This window comes from Curtobacterium sp. MCPF17_003 (assembly GCF_003224385.1).
Taxonomy (GTDB): domain Bacteria; phylum Actinomycetota; class Actinomycetes; order Actinomycetales; family Microbacteriaceae; genus Curtobacterium; species Curtobacterium flaccumfaciens.
Genome location: NZ_QKLC01000004.1, coordinates 127,585 through 144,563 on the forward strand (window position 1 = coordinate 127,585; position 16,979 = coordinate 144,563).

The 16,979-nt window shown below is 69.0% G+C and carries 16 protein-coding genes; all 16 read left to right on the forward strand.

Going from position 1 to position 16,979, the window contains the following annotated elements:
* Positions 1-78 precede the first annotated feature (78 nt).
* The 16 genes from DEJ30_RS05935 to rpsL all read left to right on the forward strand — a co-directional run bounded on the left by DEJ30_RS05935 (position 79) and on the right by rpsL (position 16,978).
* A complete protein-coding gene (locus DEJ30_RS05935) occupies positions 79-1,107 on the forward strand; it encodes a GNAT family N-acetyltransferase (protein WP_110859485.1) in 1,029 nt (342 codons plus the stop codon).
* Positions 1,108-1,285: 178 nt separating this feature from the next.
* Complete coding sequence (locus tag DEJ30_RS05940; RefSeq protein ID WP_110859486.1) at positions 1,286-2,953, forward strand: GspE/PulE family protein; 1,668 nt, start codon at positions 1,286-1,288, stop codon at positions 2,951-2,953.
* Positions 2,950-4,572 (forward strand): type IV pilus twitching motility protein PilT, encoded by a 1,623-nt coding sequence (locus DEJ30_RS05945; protein ID WP_309146759.1) that lies wholly within the window; start codon positions 2,950-2,952, stop codon positions 4,570-4,572. Before DEJ30_RS05940 ends, DEJ30_RS05945 begins: the two co-directional genes overlap by 4 nt.
* The gene (locus tag DEJ30_RS05950; protein WP_110859487.1) at positions 4,572-5,795 is read left to right on the forward strand and encodes a type II secretion system F family protein; all 1,224 of its coding nucleotides are present in this window, start codon (positions 4,572-4,574) and stop codon (positions 5,793-5,795) included. Before DEJ30_RS05945 ends, DEJ30_RS05950 begins: the two co-directional genes overlap by 1 nt.
* 183 nt (positions 5,796-5,978) lie before the next feature.
* Positions 5,979-6,437: a prepilin-type N-terminal cleavage/methylation domain-containing protein gene (locus tag DEJ30_RS18605; protein WP_309146760.1), complete on the forward strand. Its 459-nt coding sequence runs from the start codon at positions 5,979-5,981 to the stop codon at positions 6,435-6,437.
* 73 nt (positions 6,438-6,510) lie between these two features.
* Complete coding sequence (locus DEJ30_RS05960) at positions 6,511-7,962, forward strand: prepilin-type N-terminal cleavage/methylation domain-containing protein (protein ID WP_146238509.1); 1,452 nt, start codon at positions 6,511-6,513, stop codon at positions 7,960-7,962.
* Positions 7,962-8,666 carry a PilW family protein gene (locus DEJ30_RS05965; RefSeq protein ID WP_027466743.1) on the forward strand — a complete coding sequence of 235 codons (705 nt, stop codon included), beginning with the start codon at positions 7,962-7,964 and terminating at the stop codon, positions 8,664-8,666. The genes DEJ30_RS05960 and DEJ30_RS05965 overlap by 1 nt, the downstream gene beginning before the upstream one ends.
* Positions 8,663-10,558 carry a hypothetical protein gene (locus DEJ30_RS05970; RefSeq protein ID WP_110859489.1) on the forward strand — a complete coding sequence of 632 codons (1,896 nt, stop codon included), beginning with the start codon at positions 8,663-8,665 and terminating at the stop codon, positions 10,556-10,558. The genes DEJ30_RS05965 and DEJ30_RS05970 overlap by 4 nt, the downstream gene beginning before the upstream one ends.
* A complete protein-coding gene (locus tag DEJ30_RS05975; protein WP_110859566.1) occupies positions 10,555-11,397 on the forward strand; it encodes an A24 family peptidase in 843 nt (280 codons plus the stop codon). The genes DEJ30_RS05970 and DEJ30_RS05975 overlap by 4 nt, the downstream gene beginning before the upstream one ends.
* A 35-nt stretch (positions 11,398-11,432) precedes the next feature.
* Positions 11,433-12,485: a type IV pilus assembly protein PilM gene (pilM, locus tag DEJ30_RS05980; RefSeq protein ID WP_110859490.1), complete on the forward strand. Its 1,053-nt coding sequence runs from the start codon at positions 11,433-11,435 to the stop codon at positions 12,483-12,485.
* Entirely contained in the window at positions 12,482-13,210 is a 729-nt protein-coding gene (locus tag DEJ30_RS05985; protein WP_110859491.1) for a hypothetical protein, read from the forward strand. Before pilM ends, DEJ30_RS05985 begins: the two co-directional genes overlap by 4 nt.
* Positions 13,207-13,884 (forward strand): type 4a pilus biogenesis protein PilO, encoded by a 678-nt coding sequence (locus tag DEJ30_RS05990; RefSeq protein WP_110859492.1) that lies wholly within the window; start codon positions 13,207-13,209, stop codon positions 13,882-13,884. Before DEJ30_RS05985 ends, DEJ30_RS05990 begins: the two co-directional genes overlap by 4 nt.
* Positions 13,885-14,108: 224 nt before the next feature.
* Positions 14,109-14,657 carry a hypothetical protein gene (locus tag DEJ30_RS05995; RefSeq protein ID WP_110859493.1) on the forward strand — a complete coding sequence of 183 codons (549 nt, stop codon included), beginning with the start codon at positions 14,109-14,111 and terminating at the stop codon, positions 14,655-14,657.
* A 27-nt stretch (positions 14,658-14,684) separates the two neighbouring features.
* The gene (locus DEJ30_RS06000) at positions 14,685-15,170 is read left to right on the forward strand and encodes a DUF6121 family protein (RefSeq protein WP_110859494.1); all 486 of its coding nucleotides are present in this window, start codon (positions 14,685-14,687) and stop codon (positions 15,168-15,170) included.
* A gap of 35 nt (positions 15,171-15,205) precedes the next feature.
* A complete protein-coding gene (locus DEJ30_RS06005; RefSeq protein WP_110859495.1) occupies positions 15,206-16,381 on the forward strand; it encodes a hypothetical protein in 1,176 nt (391 codons plus the stop codon).
* A 228-nt stretch (positions 16,382-16,609) separates the two neighbouring features.
* On the forward strand, positions 16,610-16,978 hold the full coding sequence (rpsL, locus tag DEJ30_RS06010; RefSeq protein WP_017885540.1) for a 30S ribosomal protein S12: 369 nt from the start codon (positions 16,610-16,612) through the stop codon (positions 16,976-16,978).
* The last annotated feature ends 1 nt before the right edge of the window (position 16,979 follow it).

The window sequence follows — 16,979 nt, forward strand, 5'->3', positions numbered from 1 at the left end:
CATGTGCCCGGGTGGGGGTGTGCGTCGAGAGGGATTCCGCGGTGCCGCGCTGTCCGACCCGCATGGCAGGGTGGGGTGATGGCAACGCTGCGCGAACGGATCCCCGCCCCGACCCAGCTCGAGCTGCCGTCACCCGTGAGCGGCGTCGTCTTCCGCCCGGGGTCGCGTGACGACCTGGTGGGCATGCACGCGGTCGCAGTCGCTGCCGCCGCACTCGACGATCCTCCTGCCCGTCCCTCCACAGCGGACCTCGACCGCTCGTTGTCCACCGAAGGCCTCATCGTCGATCAGTACACGGTCGTCGGCGTCGATGCTGATGGACGTGTGCAGGCCTACGGCATCGTCATCGACGTCCCTTCGCGGGTCACCGCGGCACGGGCGGTGCTCGGCGGTGCCGTCCACCCCCGGTACCGGAGCCGTGGTGTCGGGCGCCGGCTCCTCGCCTGGCAGGTCGGTCGAGCGCGGCAACGGCTCGCCGCGCTCGACATCGACCTTCCCGCGACCCTCGACGTCGGAGGCCGCTCCGGTGCTCCCGTCCTCGCCCTCGCCGAGCGGCTCGGGTTCCGGTCGGTCCGGCACTGGGTCGAGATGGAGCTCGTCTTCGCCGACCATGCCGTCGACGACCTCCCGATGCCCGCGTTCCCTGATGATCTGGTCCTCCGTCGAGCGGCCCCGGACGACATCGAGCCGATGCGAGCCGCCAAGAACGACGCCTTCCGCGACCACTGGGGCTCGCAGCCGATGGTCGCGTCCGACTGGCGGGGCTTCCTCACCGCACCGAAGAGTCGGCTCGACCTGTCCCGACTCGTGCTCGATCCCCTGGGCAACGTGCTCGCGTTCGCCGTCGTCGAGGTCGATCCGGACGGGTTCGCCGCACGCGGACGGGCGTTCGGCTCCGTGCACTGGGTGGGGGTCGTCCGTTCGGCGCGTGGTCGCGGCTTGGCGCCGCTCGTGCTCGGCGCTGCACTCGCGGCGATGCGAGCGGACGGGCTGTCGGCTGCGGTGCTGGACGTCGACACCGAGAACCCGAGCGGCGCGGCCCGGATCTACGAGCGCCTTGGATTCGCCCGGGGCGAGGTCCACGTCACGGCCGCGTTGTCCCTCTGACCGGGGCCGAACGGGTCGTGGACCCCAGTTCTGGGTGCAGCCAGACCCCCTCCGCCCCCTCTTTCTGGGACTGCGGTCGGCGAGGGCGCCAGAAGTAGCGTGGTCGGGCGCCACATCCCTGGTGGTGCATCACCCGACGACGTCTCGCCGTGCGCGAGTCCAAGGAGGCACGGGACTCATGGCGACCCTGTCCGAGATCCTCATCCTGAACGGCGCGCTTCCGATCGAGCACCTCGATGCGATGACGGGCGACGAGGACCTCGACGAGCGCGCGATCCGGGGCCTGGTCGACCAGGGCGTCGTGAGCGAGGCCCAGTTCATCACGGCGCGGGCCGCGTCGAACAACTCGCGCACCGTGCCGCTCAGCGACTACCCGGTCGACGGCACCGCCGTGTCGATCCTGCCGGCCGCACTCTGCCGTCGCCACGGCGTGCTCGGTGTCGGGTTCGAGGGCGACCTCCTCATCCTCGCGATGGTGAACCCCACGAACGTGCTCGCGATCGACGACGCCCGCACCGCCTCGGGCCGCACGATCAAGCCGCTGCAGGTCGAGGAGCGCGACCTCGTCGCTGCCCTCGACCGGTACCTGCGCGCCGACGACGAACTGAACGACCTCACGTCGTCGCTGGAAGAAGAAGCGTCGACGACCTCGAATGCGCAGGTCGACATCGCCGACGGTGCCCTCGACGACGTCCCGATCGTCCGCTTCGTGAACCTGCTCGTGTCGCAGGCCATCCAGGACCACGCATCCGACATCCACATCGAGCCGGGCGAGCACGAGGTCCGGATCCGGTACCGCATCGACGGCGTGCTGCACGAGATGGCGCCGGCGCCGAAGAACATCCAGAACGGTGTGATCAGCCGTCTGAAGATCATGAGCGACATCGACATCGCCGAACGTCGCAAGCCGCAGGACGGCCGCATGTCGGTGCGGCACGGCGGCCGGCAGATCGACCTCCGCGTCGCGACGCTGCCCACCGTGTGGGGCGAGAAGGTCGTCATGCGGATCCTCGACAACACGAACACCTCGCTGACCCTCAAGGACCTCAACCTCCTCGAGCAGAACTTCCAGGCGTACCAGCGGTCCTACTCGAAGCCGTACGGCATGATCCTGGTCACCGGTCCTACCGGTTCGGGCAAGTCGACGACGCTGTACACGACCCTCAACGCCGTGGCGAAGCCCGAGATCAACGTCATCACGGTGGAGGACCCGGTCGAGTACCGGATGGCCGGCATCAACCAGGTGCAGGTCAACCCGAAGGCCGGCCTGACGTTCGCGTCCGCGCTCCGCTCGATCCTCCGGTCCGACCCCGACGTCGTGCTGCTCGGCGAGATCCGCGACCACGAGACCGCCCAGATCGCGATCGAGGCGTCGCTCACCGGGCACCTCGTGCTCTCGACCCTGCACACCAACGACGCGCCGTCGGCCGTGACCCGCCTGACCGAGATGGACATCGAGCCGTTCCTGGTCGGATCCGCCCTCGACTCCGTCGTCGCCCAGCGACTCGCACGCCGGCTGTGCGACCGGTGCAAGGCGCCAGCCGTGTACGAGATCGAGCAGCTCCAGGCGCTCGGGTTCCTGGCCCCCGGCGACGAGATGCCCGCGTTCTTCGCCCCGGTCGGCTGCGCGGTGTGCTCCAACACGGGGTACCGCGGGCGCATCGCGCTGCATGAGGTCATGACCGTGACCGAGGAGATCGAGCGGCTCGCCGTCGGTCGCGCCTCGAGCGCGGAGATCAGTCGCGTCGCCCAGCAGCAGGGCATGCTCACGCTCCGCCAGGACGGCTTCGAGAAGGTCAAGCTCGGCATGACGAGCGTTGACGAGATCCTGCGCGTCGTCGCGTGACCGGGGAACAGGACGAGCAGATGACCGACTCCGTGTACGACATCACCATGCCCGGCGACGAACCCGTCGCCGGATGGCACCCCGGCACCCCCGGCGCCGAGGTCGGCTCCCGCCGTGCCGCGCGTCTGGCCGCGGCCGCTGCCGCCCCGCCCGAGCAGGTCTACGACCTGACGGACGACTCGGCGCAGTGGCCCGCGCCCACCGGCACGCCCGTGGCCAGCCCGGTCACCGGGTCCGTGGGTGGTCCGGTCGCCGCGCCCGTGGCGCAGTCCGCCACCGCTCCTGCGACGCCGCCCGCCGCGGTGCCGTCGTCGACCGCCACCTACGGGTACGCCGAGCCGACGACCCAGCAGCTGCCGGCCATGTCGTACAGCGGCGCCCACCACGCCGCACCGGTGGCACCGGCTCCGGTTCCCGCCCCCGCCGCTGCGTCGGCTGGTGACATCGACTTCGCCCGGCACGCGCGTGAGGTCGCCGACCCCGACCTCATCACGGCACTGGCGCAGGTCGTCTACCAGGGGGCCTCCGACCTGCACGTCACGGCCGACGCCCCGCCCACCGTCCGCGTTGACGGCTCGCTCCGGCCGGCCGTGCCCGGAGGCGCGTGGTCGCGTGGCAAGGTCATCGCGGCACTCAAGACGCTGCTGTCCGTCGAACAGGCCGGGCAGTTCGACCACGACCAGGAGCTCGACTTCGCGTACTCGCTGTCGCCGGAGTACCGCTTCCGTGTGAACTACTACCAGCAGCGCGGCAACTGGGGTGCGGCGTTCCGCATCATCCCCACCAGGATCAAGACGCTCAAGCAGCTCGGCATCCCCGCGCACGTCGGTGACTTCGCCGGCCTGCCCCGTGGCCTGGTCCTCGTCACCGGCCCGACCGGCTCGGGCAAGTCGACCACGCTCGCCGCGCTCATCGACCTGGTCAACGAGAGCCGTGCTGACCACATCGTGACGGTCGAGGACCCGATCGAGTTCATGCACGACCACAAGCGGTCGATCATCAACCAGCGCGAGGTCGGCGCCGACACCCGCTCTTTCGCCTCCGCGCTCAAGCACGTGCTGCGGCAGGACCCCGACGTCATCCTGATCGGTGAGCTCCGCGACCTCGAGACCATCTCCGTCGCGCTCACCGCTGCCGAGACCGGCCACCTGGTGTTCGCCACCCTGCACACGCAGAGCGCACCCGGCACGATCGACCGCGTCATCGACGTCTTCCCGCCGCACCAGCAGGGGCAGATCCGCACCCAGCTCGCGGCCACCCTGCAGGGTGTCGTCTGCCAGACCCTCGTCCCGAAGGCCAACGGCGTCGGCCGGGTCGTCGCCACCGAGATCATGACGATCACCCCGGCCATCGGCAACCTCATCCGCGAGGGCAAGACGTACCAGATCACCTCTGCCATGCAGGCCGGCCGTGACCTCGGCATGCACACCATGGACCAGAACCTCGCCGAACTGGTCAACGTCGGCACCATCTCGCGCAAGGCCGCGATGGAGAAGGTGCACGACGAAGAGGGCTTCGACCGGCTCGTCCAGCGCGTCGAGTCCCCGTCCGACTCCTCGGCCGCCGCGATCGCCGCCAGCGGCATCGACTTCGGCGACAAGTTCTCCGGAGGTTACTGATGTCACTCGCGTTCGACTACCGCGGGCGTGACGGCGCCGGCAAGCTCGTGAAGGGCCGCCTCGACGCCGCGTCCGAAGGGGCCGTCGTCCAGCGTCTCCGGGGGATGGGCGTCTCCCCGATCGCGATCACCGAGGCGAAGGCCGGCACCGGGCTGCAGACCGAGATCAAGATCCCCGGGTTCGAGAAGAGCGTCGGGCTCAAGGACCTCGCGATCATGTCGCGGCAGGCCTCGACGATGCTCACCTCGGGGCTCTCGCTCCTGCGGGCCCTCACGATCCTGTCCGACCAGACCGAGAACAAGAAGCTCAAGGACATCCTCGGCAAGGTCCGCGACGACGTGGAGCGCGGCGTCTCGTTCTCCGACGCCGTCGCGAAGTACCCGGTCGACTTCCCGCCGATCATGATCAACATGATCCGTGCGGGGGAGACCGGCGGGTTCCTCGACCAGGCCATGGACTCCATCGCGACGAACTTCGAGAAGGAGCACAAGCTCCGCTCGACGATCAAGTCGGCGATGACCTACCCGGTGGTCGTGCTGTGCATGTCACTCGCCGCCGTCGTGATCATGCTCATCTTCATCGTCCCGATCTTCCAGGACATGTTCTCGTCGCTCGGCGGTCAGCTGCCGTTGCCGACGCAGGTCCTGGTGACCCTGTCGCACGCGATGCGCTGGCTCGCACCGGTCCTCGCTGTCGCCGTGATCGTCGGCTGGCTGTGGTTCCGGGCGAACAAGAACACGGATCGCTTCCGGAGCTTCCGCGACCCGATCATGCTCCGCCTGCCGGTGTTCGGGGGACTGACCCGCAAGATCGTCATCGCGCGGTTCGCGCGGAACTTCTCGAACATGATCGGCGCTGGCGTCCCCATCCTGCAGGCCTTGTCCATCGTCGGCCAGGTATCGAACAACTTCGTGGTCCAGAAAGCACTCGAGCGCGTTGCGGAAGACGTCCGAAAAGGCGAATCAATTGCCGCGCCGTTGGCCCGGGAAAGCATTTTCCCGGCAATGGTCTCGCAAATGGTCGCCGTCGGCGAGGACGCCGGTTCGCTGGAGATCATGCTCGAGAAGATAGCGGTCTTCTACGACTCCGAAGTCGAGTCGACGACCGAGTCGCTGACTGCCCTGATCGAGCCGCTCCTCATTGCGTTCCTGGGCGTCGTCGTGGGTGGCATGATCATCGCGCTCTACCTGCCGATCTTCCAGATCACGTCGTTGGTGAAGTAAGGGCCGCCCCTCGTGCGGGGGTGGAACGCGAGGGGACGCCCCCGTTACTGGGGGCAATTCCGAGGGCTCGGACCCCCCGTTCTCGGGATTCCGCCTCGAATCGCCGCTGAATACTCTTGTCAGCGGCGGCGGAGCACTCCCCGGCACATTCTCCCATCGCATTCCCCCAAGAACGGAACCACCATGTACTTCGCTCTCATGGGCAAGCTCGACGCTCGCCGCAAGGGTCTCCTCGAGGACAAGGAGAAGGGCTTCACGCTCATCGAGCTCCTCGTCGTCGTCATCATCATCGGCATCCTCGCCGCCATCGCCATCCCGGTGTACCTGAACGTGCAGAACAACGCGAAGGACTCGGCCGTCAAGAGCGACCTCGCGAACGCGAAGACCGCGGTCATCGCCTACCAGACGGAAAGCGGCAAGCTCCCGGACGGCAGCACCACCGGACAGAAGCTGGTCGCCGACACCACCGAGCTCGGCAAGTACGGGCTGACGGTCAGCGACAACACCAAGGACCTGAAGTACGGCGCCACCCCCGTGAGCGGCGCCACGACGTTCTGCATCCAGGAGACGTCGGCCACGGGCAAGACCTTCCGCATCACCGAGTCGACCTCGGTCGTCGAGAAGGCCTGCGGCGCGGCGTAGTCCGCACCAGGAGGGCGACCTGTCGGTTGGCAGGTCGCCCTTCGTTTGCTCACATGACGAGGAGGAGGTGACCATGTTCCAGCGACTGCACGACCGGCTGTACCGGCACGACGCCGAAGCCGGCTTCTCCATCATCGAGGTCATGGTCGCCATGATGGTGTTCGCGGTCATGTCGATCGGGATCGCCTACGGCATCGCGAACAGCCTCCAGCTCACGCAGACCAATCGCGGTCGCGAGACCGCGGTCGCCCTCGCCTCGCAGGACATCGACACCCTCCGCCAGACCGCGGCCGCCTCCACCGGGGGGATCTTCCGCGTCCTCAGCAAGGCCGGTCCGGACAACACGAAGACCATCGGAGGCGTCGAGTACGCCATCGACCGGAAGGTCAGCTGGGTGCAGAGCGACGGCGCGACCGGCGCGTGCGGGACGTCGAACGGCAAGCTCGCCTACAAGAGCGTCGTCGAGACCGTGACCTGGCCGAACCCGCGGGGCGGTTCCAGCACCACATCGGTCTCGTCAGCGATCGCGCCGAGCGACGCGGTCACCGATCCCGGGTACGGCACCGTGATCATCTCGGTCACCACCGCTTCGGGAGCGCCCTACGAGGGTGTCGGGATCACGATCACCCCCGTCGGCGGCGGTGGCGGTGCAGCGCTGACGGCGGCGGTCCTCCCGACTGACGCACAGGGCTGCTCGTACGCGGTGAACGTGTCGCAGGGCGACTACGCGGTCTCTGCGAGCGTCACCGGCGGCATCGACACGAACCAGCAGCAGCCGTCCGTGCAATCGCCGATCTCGGTGACCGCCGGCGCGAGCTCGCCGGTCCCGTTCGTGTACGACCAGTCGAGCCAGCTGACCCTGCAGTACGCAGCCGGCTCCAAGGCGATGATCCCGACCAACATGCCCACGACGCTGTCGAGCACTGCCGGTGGGCTGGACGTCGTCAAGCCGTGGGACCTGGCCAGCACCTCGCTCAACGTCACCTCGAGTTCACGGCCGTCGTTGCCGGTGTTCCCGTTCGCCTCGGGCTACACGGTCTACGCCGGCCCGTACTCCAACAGCACCGGGAGTGCGACGAGCTGCCTCAGTCCCAACCCCTCGTCCTGGTCGACACCGAACGCCGCCAACGCGATCGGTGTGAGCCCGCCGTCGGTCGCCACTGCTCCCGGGAAGCCGTCGTCGGCCTCCGTGATGATGGGCGTCGCGACCGTGACCGGCGTGAAGGACCGCTACATCACTGCCGTCTCGTCGGCGAACCCGGCCGCCGGTGACCCCGGCTGCGCCGCCGGCATGACGATGAGGTTCCCGGTTTCGACCGGGGACACCGCGACCATCGCCCTGCCCTTCGGTACGTGGACGCTCTACTCCGGAACGACGTTCGGGTCGACGACGAAGAACGAGATCGCGTCGAAGGCCTCGAACGTGAAGCCCGTGACCAACGGCATGGTGAACCAGAAGACCGCGCTGGTGCTCATCAACTACGACAACACCCTGACCCTCGACCCTCGCGGGCAGACGTCGTGATGCGGGCCCTCCGACGCCTCCACCGCGAGCAGGCGGGGATCTCGCTGTCCGAACTGCTCGTCGCGGTCAGCGTGTCGATGATCATCCTCGTCGCGGTGGGCGGGTTCTTCACGGCCACCCTGCGCGCGGGGGTGACGAACACGTCCTCCGACCAGAACGCTCGGACGGCGTCGATCGCGATGAACTCCATCACGCGCTACGTGCACGCCGCGAGTCTGTTGCCGAAGTCGGACGGCACCTACGCCGCTGCGGTCACCCGGGCGGCCCCGACGCAGGTGGTGTTCTTCGCGTACATCAACCTCGACGGCAACAGCACTGACAAGCCCGTGCAGATCCGCTACTCACTGAACGACGCGAAACGCCTCGTCGTGGACCAGTGGGACGGCACGGCGACGAACGGCTTCTACTCCTTCCCGGCGACGACCCAGACCCCGGCGCGGAGCCTGGTGGTGGGTGGTCCGATCGCCTCGCCGACGAGCGACGGTGTCGCGCTGTTCTCGTACCTCGGAGCCGACGGCAAGACACTCGCGACCCAGCCGGACGGAACACTGGCGACCGCGCAGTTGGGCAACGTGCGAGCCGTCCGCGTGAACCTGGAACTCGGTTCCACCACCGCCGGTGCGAGCGGCAACACCCACGTGCAGAACACCCTGTACCTCTTCAACGTCGTCTACGGCACCAGCATCGGAGCGGGTTCATCATGATCCGTCGCATCAGCGCGGTCCTCGCGCGGGCCCAGCGCGACGAGCGCGGCATGGTCCTCGGCAACGTGCTCATCTTCGGCACCGTCATGATGCTGCTCGTCGCGACGATGATCGCCGTCTCCACCTCGGGGGCGGTCAAGGCCGCGTCGGACCGCAACTTCCAGAACGCGATGGCGGCCGCGTACGCGGGACTCGCCGACTACCAGTCGAAGCTCTCGAACGACAACGGCTACGCGCTCTACGGCAACGCGAACGCCCAGTTCAGCAAGTCGAGTGGGTCGACCTTCGTCAACGCCGACAAGAACATCGCGTTCACCAACTCCGGCTCGGACTGGGCACCGGTCGTCGGCTCGAGCGACCAGTGGTTCCGCTACGAGGTCGACAACTCCGACTACTCCGGCAAGGGCGTCCTGCGGGTCCGTGTCACCGGGAAGGCCGGGGGAAGTGTCCGGTCGCTCGTGGCCAACCTCAAGGGCGACGGCTTCATCAACTACCTCTACTTCACCAACTACGAGTCCTCGAACCCCGCGCTCACCGGGACCGATTGCACGACCGCCTACCAGTGGCAATCGGTCGCCGGGAAGTGCACGGCGGTGCAGTTCGCCGGCACCGACACCCTGAACGGGCCGATCCGGACCAACGACGTCTTCACCTCGGCGTGCTCGACGGTGTTCAACGGGTCGGTCGAACAGCACGACACGACCGTGCGCCCGTCGAGCGGCACCTGCGCGGGGACGTTCAACGGCGGTGCAGCGACCGCGGTCCCGTACCTCGGTCTGCCCGCGCTGAACACGAACATGTCGCAGGAGACGCGGACCGACCTCCCCACTACCGTTCCGCGGCCTGGCTGCATGTACACCGGACCGACCCGCGTGAAGTTCCTCGGGAACGGCAAGATGACCGTGTGGTCGCCGTGGTCCCGGGCCACGCAGATCAAGGTCAACAGCTCGAGCGGGGCGGTCCTCGCCGCGGACGACCCGGCGAAGGCCGCAGCGCTGTGCGGGGCGGTCTCGGATCTGCAGAGTTCCGCCGGAGCCACCATCCCGACCCTCCCCTCGAACCTGATGTACGTGCAGGACATCCCGTCCGCGTCGAACAACGTGAACGCCTGGGGTGCGGCCTTCCCGTCGAAGTACACGAACACGTACTGCACCACCACGGTCACCGTGCGGTCGAACGGTTCGGCGACGAACACGAGCAACCAGCCGTTCAGCAACGGGCAGGGGTTCCCGGCCGCAGGCGAGTGGATCAACGGAGGATCGTCGGGTTCCTCGTACCAGACGGGTTCGGCTTCCGACACGTACAGCTGCACGGCGGGAGACGTCTTCGTCAGCGGGGCGTTCAGCGGTGCGATGACGATCGCGGCATCCGGGACCGTGTGGGTCACCGACGACATCACCTACGTCAGCGCCACGAACGACGTGCTCGGGCTCGTCGGCCAGAACGCCGTCGAGATCTCCAACCCCGCCCGCTGCACCTCGTACCCGACGACCTACCAGTGGGGTGTCGGGTACGTGGCGGACACCTCGCGCTGCAACAGCTCGGGCGTGGGTCTGCTGAACCGGTCTCCGGGCGAATCGATCACCGTGTCGGCGGCGATCGCGAGCAACGCGGGGACGTTCTGGAACCAGAACTACGACATCGGCTCGAAGCTCGGCACCCTCAAGGTCATCGGTTCGATCGCGCAGAACTGGCGAGGGGCGGTCGCGACGACCGGCAACACCGGGTTCTCGAAGAACTACGTCTACGACCAGCGCCTGCTGACGACGGCACCCCCGAAGTTCCTGCAGCCGGTGTCGACCTCGTACGGGGTCACGACGCAGGTCGAGGTCCAGGCCGCGTACACCGCCGGCGGCTCGTGCGCGACCACGACCGGTGGTGCGTGCCGATGACCGGTCTCCAGGCGCTCGGGCCCGCACTCCCCGCACTCTCCGCCGTGTTCGGACTGCTCATCGGCTCGTTCCTCAACGTCGTGGTGCACCGCGTGCCGGCGGGCCAGTCCGTGGTCTCGCCACCGAGCGCTTGTCCGGCGTGCCGACACACGATCCGACGCCGCGACAACGTCCCGGTGCTCTCCTGGCTCGTCCTGCGCGGACGGTGCCGTGACTGTTCCGCGCCGATCTCCGCGCGGTACCCCGCCGTCGAACTCGTCACCGCGGTCCTGTTCGGGCTCACCGCCTTCGTGGTCGTGGGCCGCTCTCCTGCGGGGACGGCACAGGACACCGTGGCGCAGGTCGTGATCCTCGTCGCGTTGTTGTACCTGATGGCGATCAGCGTCGCACTCACCCTGATCGACATCGCCACCCACACGCTCCCGAACGCGATCGTCTACCCGTCCGGGATCGTCCTCACGGTGCTCCTCGTCGTCGCGAGTGCTGCCGACGGCGACTGGTCCGCTCTCGGTCGTGCGGCGATCGGTGCCCTCGGTTCCGGTGCCCTCTACCTCGGTCTCGCGCTGGCGGTCCCCGGCGGCATGGGCCTCGGCGACGTCAAACTGGCCGTGGTCCTCGGCCTCGTCCTCGCGTACCTCGGATGGGGACCCCTCGCAGTGGGTGCTTTCGGTGCGTTCCTGGTGGGCGGTACCGTCGCGATCGCGCTCCTCCTCGCCGGCCGTGCACGTTGGCGCGGCGGGCTGCCGTTCGGGCCGTCGATGCTGGTGGGGGCATGGCTCGGGATCGTCTTCGGGGACCTCCTCTGGACCGGGTACCTCCAGGTCCTCGGGGTCGCCTGAGCGACCACCACTCCACCTCCAACGAAAGCAGCATCATGGGCAAGAGCATCGTGGGCCTCGACATCGCGGGGTCGTCGATCCGCGCGGTCGAGGTCGTCGACGCCGACAAGGCACGACCGACGGTGGTGCGCTTCGCGGAGGTCCCCACTCCGCAGGACGCGGTGAGCCGTGGCGAGGTCCTCGAACCGAACACCGTCGCGGCCACCCTCCGCGAGCTGTGGTCGACGGGGCGGTTCCGCTCGAAGAACGTCGTTCTGGGGATGGGGAACCAACGGGTGCTCTCCCGAGACCTCACGGTGCCCCTCGCCCCGATGGCACAGATCCGCGAGAGCCTCCCGTTCCAGGTGCAGGAGATGCTCCCGGTGCCGGTCGGCGACGCCATCCTGGACTTCTACCCCGTGTCCGAGGGGGAGAGCGAGAACGGCCCCGTCGTCCACGGGCTCCTGATCGCAGCCATCAAGGACGCCGTGCTGGCGAACGTCAAGGCGGTGCAGCTCGCGGGACTCAACCCGATCGGGGTCGACATGATCCCGTTCGCGCTCACCCGTGTCCTGCTCGGGCGCCAGGGTGTCCCGGGAACCGCGGCGGTGGTGCAGCTCGGCGCGGACACCACCAGCGTGGTCATCGCGACTGACGGGATCCCGCAGTTCGTCCGGATCATCCCGATGGGGGGCAACGACATCTCCCGCGCGCTGGTCGGGACCCTCGACATCACCTTCGACGAGGCCGAGGCCGTGAAGCGCCACCTCGGGCTCGGCGGATCGGCACGGACTCCGGACGACGCCCGTGCCGTCGCGGTGATCACGGCCTCGGTCCACGAACTCACGACGAGCTTGCGGAACACGATCAACTACTTCGTCAACACCCGGCCGTCGGAACCCGTGACCCGGGTGGTGCTGACCGGTGGCGGGACCCGCCTGCAGGGCATGCGGGAGGCGCTGGCGGAGCAGACGCGCCTACCCGTCACGATGGGCGCCGCGTTCGACGGCGTCGGACTCGCACGGTCGATCCCGGCCGGCGACGTCGCCGACCACGTCGATGCGATCACGGTCGCCTTCGGGTTGGCAGTAGGGAGCAGAGCAGCATGACCGTCACAGAAGCGCGACCCGTCGACGCGGTCGGTGCGGCACGGCCGGAGCGTCCCCGACGGAGCGCTCGCGGCGCGCAGGTCTCGATCGCCGGTCGTGAACCCCGCGTCGACCTCCTGCCCTCCGAGGTCCACGTCGACCGTCGTGAGCGGGGCGTCGCGCGTCGTGCGTGGCTCGGTGTCCTCATCACGGCGGCCGCCGCGGCACTCGGCGTCGGCGCAGCGGCGGTCCACCAGCTGGACACCGCATCGTCACTGACCGCGGCGCAAGCCGAGACGGCGTCGTTGCTGCAGCAGCAGCAACGTTTCTCCGACGTCCGGCAGGTCGAACAGGACAGTCAGCTCCTGGAGGCGGCACGAACCGTCGGGGGGTCGACGGAGATCGACTGGAACGGCACGCTGTCCCAGCTCAAGAACGTGCTGCCGGCCGGCGTCGCCATCACCTCGATGACCATCGACTCCGCTGACGTCACCACGGCGTTCGCACAGTCGGCGGTCCCGCTCGAGAAGGCCCGTGTCGCATCGATGCAGCTGACCGTGTCGAGTCCGACCATCCCCTCGGTACCCGACTGGACGGCTCGTCTGTCGCAGCTCAAGGGCTACGCCGACTCGACCATCACGTCGGTCGCGTTGCAGGAGGACTCCGGCGGGTACACCGCGACGGTCCAGGTCCACCTCGGGGAACGGGCGTTCGACGGCAAGTACACCCAGGAGCAGTCGAAGTGAACCGCAACCGCCTCTCGTTCGTCGTCGCGCTCGTCGCGATCGGAGCCGTGCTCGCCGGGGCGTGGTTCCTCGGGGTGCAGCCGCAGCTCGCCCAGGCTGCGGACAACTCCTCGCAGCAGACGGACATCGACGCCACGAACGCCCGGAACCAGGCCGAGCTCGATCGGCTCCAGGAAGCGAGTGATGCACTCGCCGAGACGAAGACGAAACTGGACGCGCTCCGCGTCTCGGTGCCGTCGACGCCGTCGACGGAGGCTCTCCTCCGAGAACTGAACGGTGCAGCGACCACCGCTGGCGTCACGGTGACCTCGATCACCGTCGGAGACGCGAAGGCCTACGAGCCGGCGGCCGGACAAGCCTCCGACGAGCCGGCGGCTCCGGCGAGTGCCACGCCGAGCGCCGAGCCGACCCCGACGGCGCCGACTGCCCGGACCGACGCTGCGATCAACGGATCGAACTTCGTCGTCATCCCGGTGACCGTGGCGGTGCAGGGCTCGTACGACCAGGCGCTCGCCTTCACGAAGGCGGTGCAGTCCGGGCAGCGGTTGCTCCTGGTGACCGGCATCGCCTCGACGAGTTCCGACTCGGGAGCGAGCCCGATGGACGCGCAGGCATGGTCGCTCTCCGGATCGGTCTACGTCCTCGCCGAGTCGGACACCGCGGCGAAGGGCTGAACGACCCCCGGACCGGGGCCGGCCACGCCACGCCGACCCCGCTTCCGCGACACCCGTCGTTGTGATTACGATGCACCAGACGCCGTGATCGCGGCTGCTCATCCCCTCTCGAACGGTCGGCTCGAATCGGCCGTTCCTCGTCGTGCCCGGAGTCGCGCGTGTTGGTCGGAATCGTGGAATTCCTCGGTTGGTTCGGTGCCGTAACCGTTCTAACAGGTTACATCTTGTTCTCCACCGGCAAGATCCCGAACGGTCCGCTCTACCAGCTGCTCAACTTGGTCGGCGGCCTCGCGGTGGCGATCAACGTCGCCGCGCACCACGCCGTCCCCTCGATGATCGTCAACGGGATCTGGGCGATCGTCGCCGTCGTCGTCCTGGTGAGGATGGGCCGAGCGCGTCGCGCGGCGAAGCGCGACGGATCCGTGTCCTCCGAGCCGGCGGTCCTGCACGCTGAGCCGGCCGCGACCACCGGGGTCCTGCCGGTGATCGGCCCGGCGCTGCGCGACCACGAGCCGGAGGCCCCCGCCGAGGCGGACGCCGCCACGGGCCTCCACTCCGACGACCCGACGGACGCGACGGACGAGACGGACGCGACGAAGCCGGATGCGGCACCCGCCGCGGTGCCGGAGGCGCCCGCCCCCATGACCGAGACCGTCCCGATCATCACGGCGACGATCGCGCTCGCCCTGGTCGCCGCAGCGCACGAGCAGTCCGACCGGGCGGGCCGTCGCGAGCACGCGGACGACACTGGCCACGCCGAACCCGCTCGCTGACCAGCCGGTCGGCGATACGATCGGCGCATGTCCCGGTGGTTGATCGCGACGATGACGTCCGTCCTCTTCATCGCGCTCGTGATCGCCGTCACGGGCTTCGAAGCCCTGCTCGCCGACGTCGAGGTCATCTCGCAGCCCGACGCCACCCCGTACCTCGGGCCCGCGATGGTGGTCGGCGCCGCGGTGGTGGTCTTCCTCGCGACCGCGGCGGGTGCGCGTGACGGCAACCCCGGCGTGACGGCCCTGGTGGCCGCAGCGACGGTCTACCTGGTCATGCTCGGCGTCGGAGCCGTGGGCTACGCGCTCGTCCGCTCGGACGCGACGGAGCTCCTCGTCTTCCCCGCGGGGTACGCCCTCGGGCCGTTCGTGGTCGGGTCCGTCGTGGTGGCGCTCCTGTCGGTGCTCGGCGGGATCTCGATGGCCCGGCACCAGGCGCGGACCGGCACCGCGACCGACGGGGCTGGCACCCGGACGGAGTCCACCGTCGCGGGCGAGGACCACTCGGCGCGGTAGTCTCGCGGGGTACGCGGACACGCAACGGGGGAACGATGAGCGACGAGCAGACGGCGGATCCGGACCCGCACGGCTGGGGCTCGGTGCCGCCCGTCGCCACGATCCGCGGGACGCAGGACGCGCCGCTCGGCACCCCGCTGGACCCGCGGGGCGGCGCGCAGTTCGGCGCGCGGCGGGCGCGCCCTCGTCGGAAGCTCCGCCGTGGACAAGTCGCCGGGATCGTCGCCGGCGTCGTGGTGCTCTCGCTGCTCCTGGTCGGCGGCATCGCCGGCTCCCTGATCGGCTCGTCCACGCATTCCGCTGACCGCCCGGTGCGGGCGTTCCTCGACGACCTGACGGCCGGACGCGTGGCCGACGCCCTCGACGACGCGGGCATCGATCGCGAGAAGACCGACGTGCTCCTCGGCGAAGCCGCCTACGCGAAGGCATCGGACAAGGTCACCGGCTACCGGGTCGCCGCGACGCGGACGGAGGGCGACACCGCCACGGTCCGCGCGTACCTGCGCCAGGGCGGGCAGGACGTCGCCGCGACCTTCACGCTCGACAAGACCGGGACGGACTGGGGCGTGTTCCCGATCTGGGAGCTGCAGGCCCCCGAACTCGGCACGGTCGACGTCGCGGTGCGAGGGCCGTCCGGTGCTGCGGTCACCGTCGCCGGCAGCAACGTGAAGACCGCGAAGGACGGCACGGTGAGCCTCCGCGCGCTGCCCGGGACCTACGACGTCGCCTTCGACGGCGACAAGTGGACCACGGCCAGTGGGGGATCGGCCAGCGTCAGCGGGTTCGGGCGGTCGACCTCGAGCCCGGTGCAGATGACCACGACCCTGACCACCGCGGGGCAGCAGGCCGCCGAGCGAGCGGTGGACGACTGGGTGGACGGCTGCATCGCCTCCACCGACGCCGCCCCCGCCGGCTGCAGCTTCTACGCGTACGGGCAGAACCCGGCGTACACGTACTCGAACCAGAAGTGGACACTCGAGACGCGGCCGACGGTCCGGGTCGGCAACTGGACGACGAACGGCTGGTTGATCACGACGACGACGTTCGGACGGGCGAAGTACACGGCCGACATCTCGGGTGCGGCCGGCACCGGAACGGCGTCCGCGGGGCCGCTCAACGTGAACGCGAGCGGGTACGTCACCGGCTTCTCGAGCGACGGTGCCACGTTCCGCTCGGTGGTGGGCAACGGGTCCTCCGACACCGGCTCATGACGGTGTCGGTTCCCGGGGTGACCCGGATTGATTTCGTCCCGTTACGCGGGTAGTCTCTACCGGGTGTGCGCCCTCGGGCGCGCCCGAAAAGTCCGGCGAGCGGGATCGCCCAGCCGGACCACTCCGTCCCCCACTCGAACACCCGCCGTCCGGCGGTGATCAGCGCGGGACGAGGAAGCCGGCGGAACGCGCCGGCCAGAGAGCACGAGCGAAGAACCAGGAGAACAGTTGCCTACTATTCAGCAGCTGGTTCGCAAGGGTCGTACGCCGAAGGTCACCAAGACCAAGGCGCCCGCCCTGAAGGCGAACCCCCAGCAGCGTGGTGTGTGCACCCGCGTCTACACCACCACCCCCAAAAAGCCGAACTCGGCACTGCGCAAGGTCGCTCGTGTCAAGCTCTCGAACGGCACCGAGGTCACGGCCTACATCCCCGGTGAGGGCCACAACCTCCAGGAGCACTCGATGGTGCTCGTCCGTGGCGGTCGTGTGAAGGACCTCCCGGGTGTGCGGTACAAGATCATCCGTGGCGCCCTGGACACCCAGGCAGTCAAGAACCGTAAGCAGGCTCGTAGCCGCTACGGCGCGAAGAAGGGTTGAG

Excerpts from the sequence above, each read along its gene's own strand:
- DEJ30_RS05935 (WP_110859485.1), top strand. The coding sequence starts at position 79 with ATGGCAACGCTGCGCGAACGGATCCCCGCCCCGACCCAGCTCGAGCTG.
- DEJ30_RS05940 (WP_110859486.1), top strand. The coding sequence starts at position 1,286 with ATGGCGACCCTGTCCGAGATCCTCATCCTGAACGGCGCGCTTCCGATC.
- DEJ30_RS05950 (WP_110859487.1), top strand. The coding sequence starts at position 4,572 with ATGTCACTCGCGTTCGACTACCGCGGGCGTGACGGCGCCGGCAAGCTC.
- DEJ30_RS18605 (WP_309146760.1), top strand. The coding sequence starts at position 5,979 with ATGTACTTCGCTCTCATGGGCAAGCTCGACGCTCGCCGCAAGGGTCTC.
- DEJ30_RS05960 (WP_146238509.1), top strand. The coding sequence starts at position 6,511 with ATGTTCCAGCGACTGCACGACCGGCTGTACCGGCACGACGCCGAAGCC.
- DEJ30_RS05965 (WP_027466743.1), top strand. The coding sequence starts at position 7,962 with ATGCGGGCCCTCCGACGCCTCCACCGCGAGCAGGCGGGGATCTCGCTG.
- DEJ30_RS05970 (WP_110859489.1), top strand. The coding sequence starts at position 8,663 with ATGATCCGTCGCATCAGCGCGGTCCTCGCGCGGGCCCAGCGCGACGAG.
- DEJ30_RS05975 (WP_110859566.1), top strand. The coding sequence starts at position 10,555 with ATGACCGGTCTCCAGGCGCTCGGGCCCGCACTCCCCGCACTCTCCGCC.
- pilM (WP_110859490.1), top strand. The coding sequence starts at position 11,433 with ATGGGCAAGAGCATCGTGGGCCTCGACATCGCGGGGTCGTCGATCCGC.
- DEJ30_RS05985 (WP_110859491.1), top strand. The coding sequence starts at position 12,482 with ATGACCGTCACAGAAGCGCGACCCGTCGACGCGGTCGGTGCGGCACGG.
- DEJ30_RS06000 (WP_110859494.1), top strand. The coding sequence starts at position 14,685 with ATGTCCCGGTGGTTGATCGCGACGATGACGTCCGTCCTCTTCATCGCG.
- DEJ30_RS06005 (WP_110859495.1), top strand. The coding sequence starts at position 15,206 with ATGAGCGACGAGCAGACGGCGGATCCGGACCCGCACGGCTGGGGCTCG.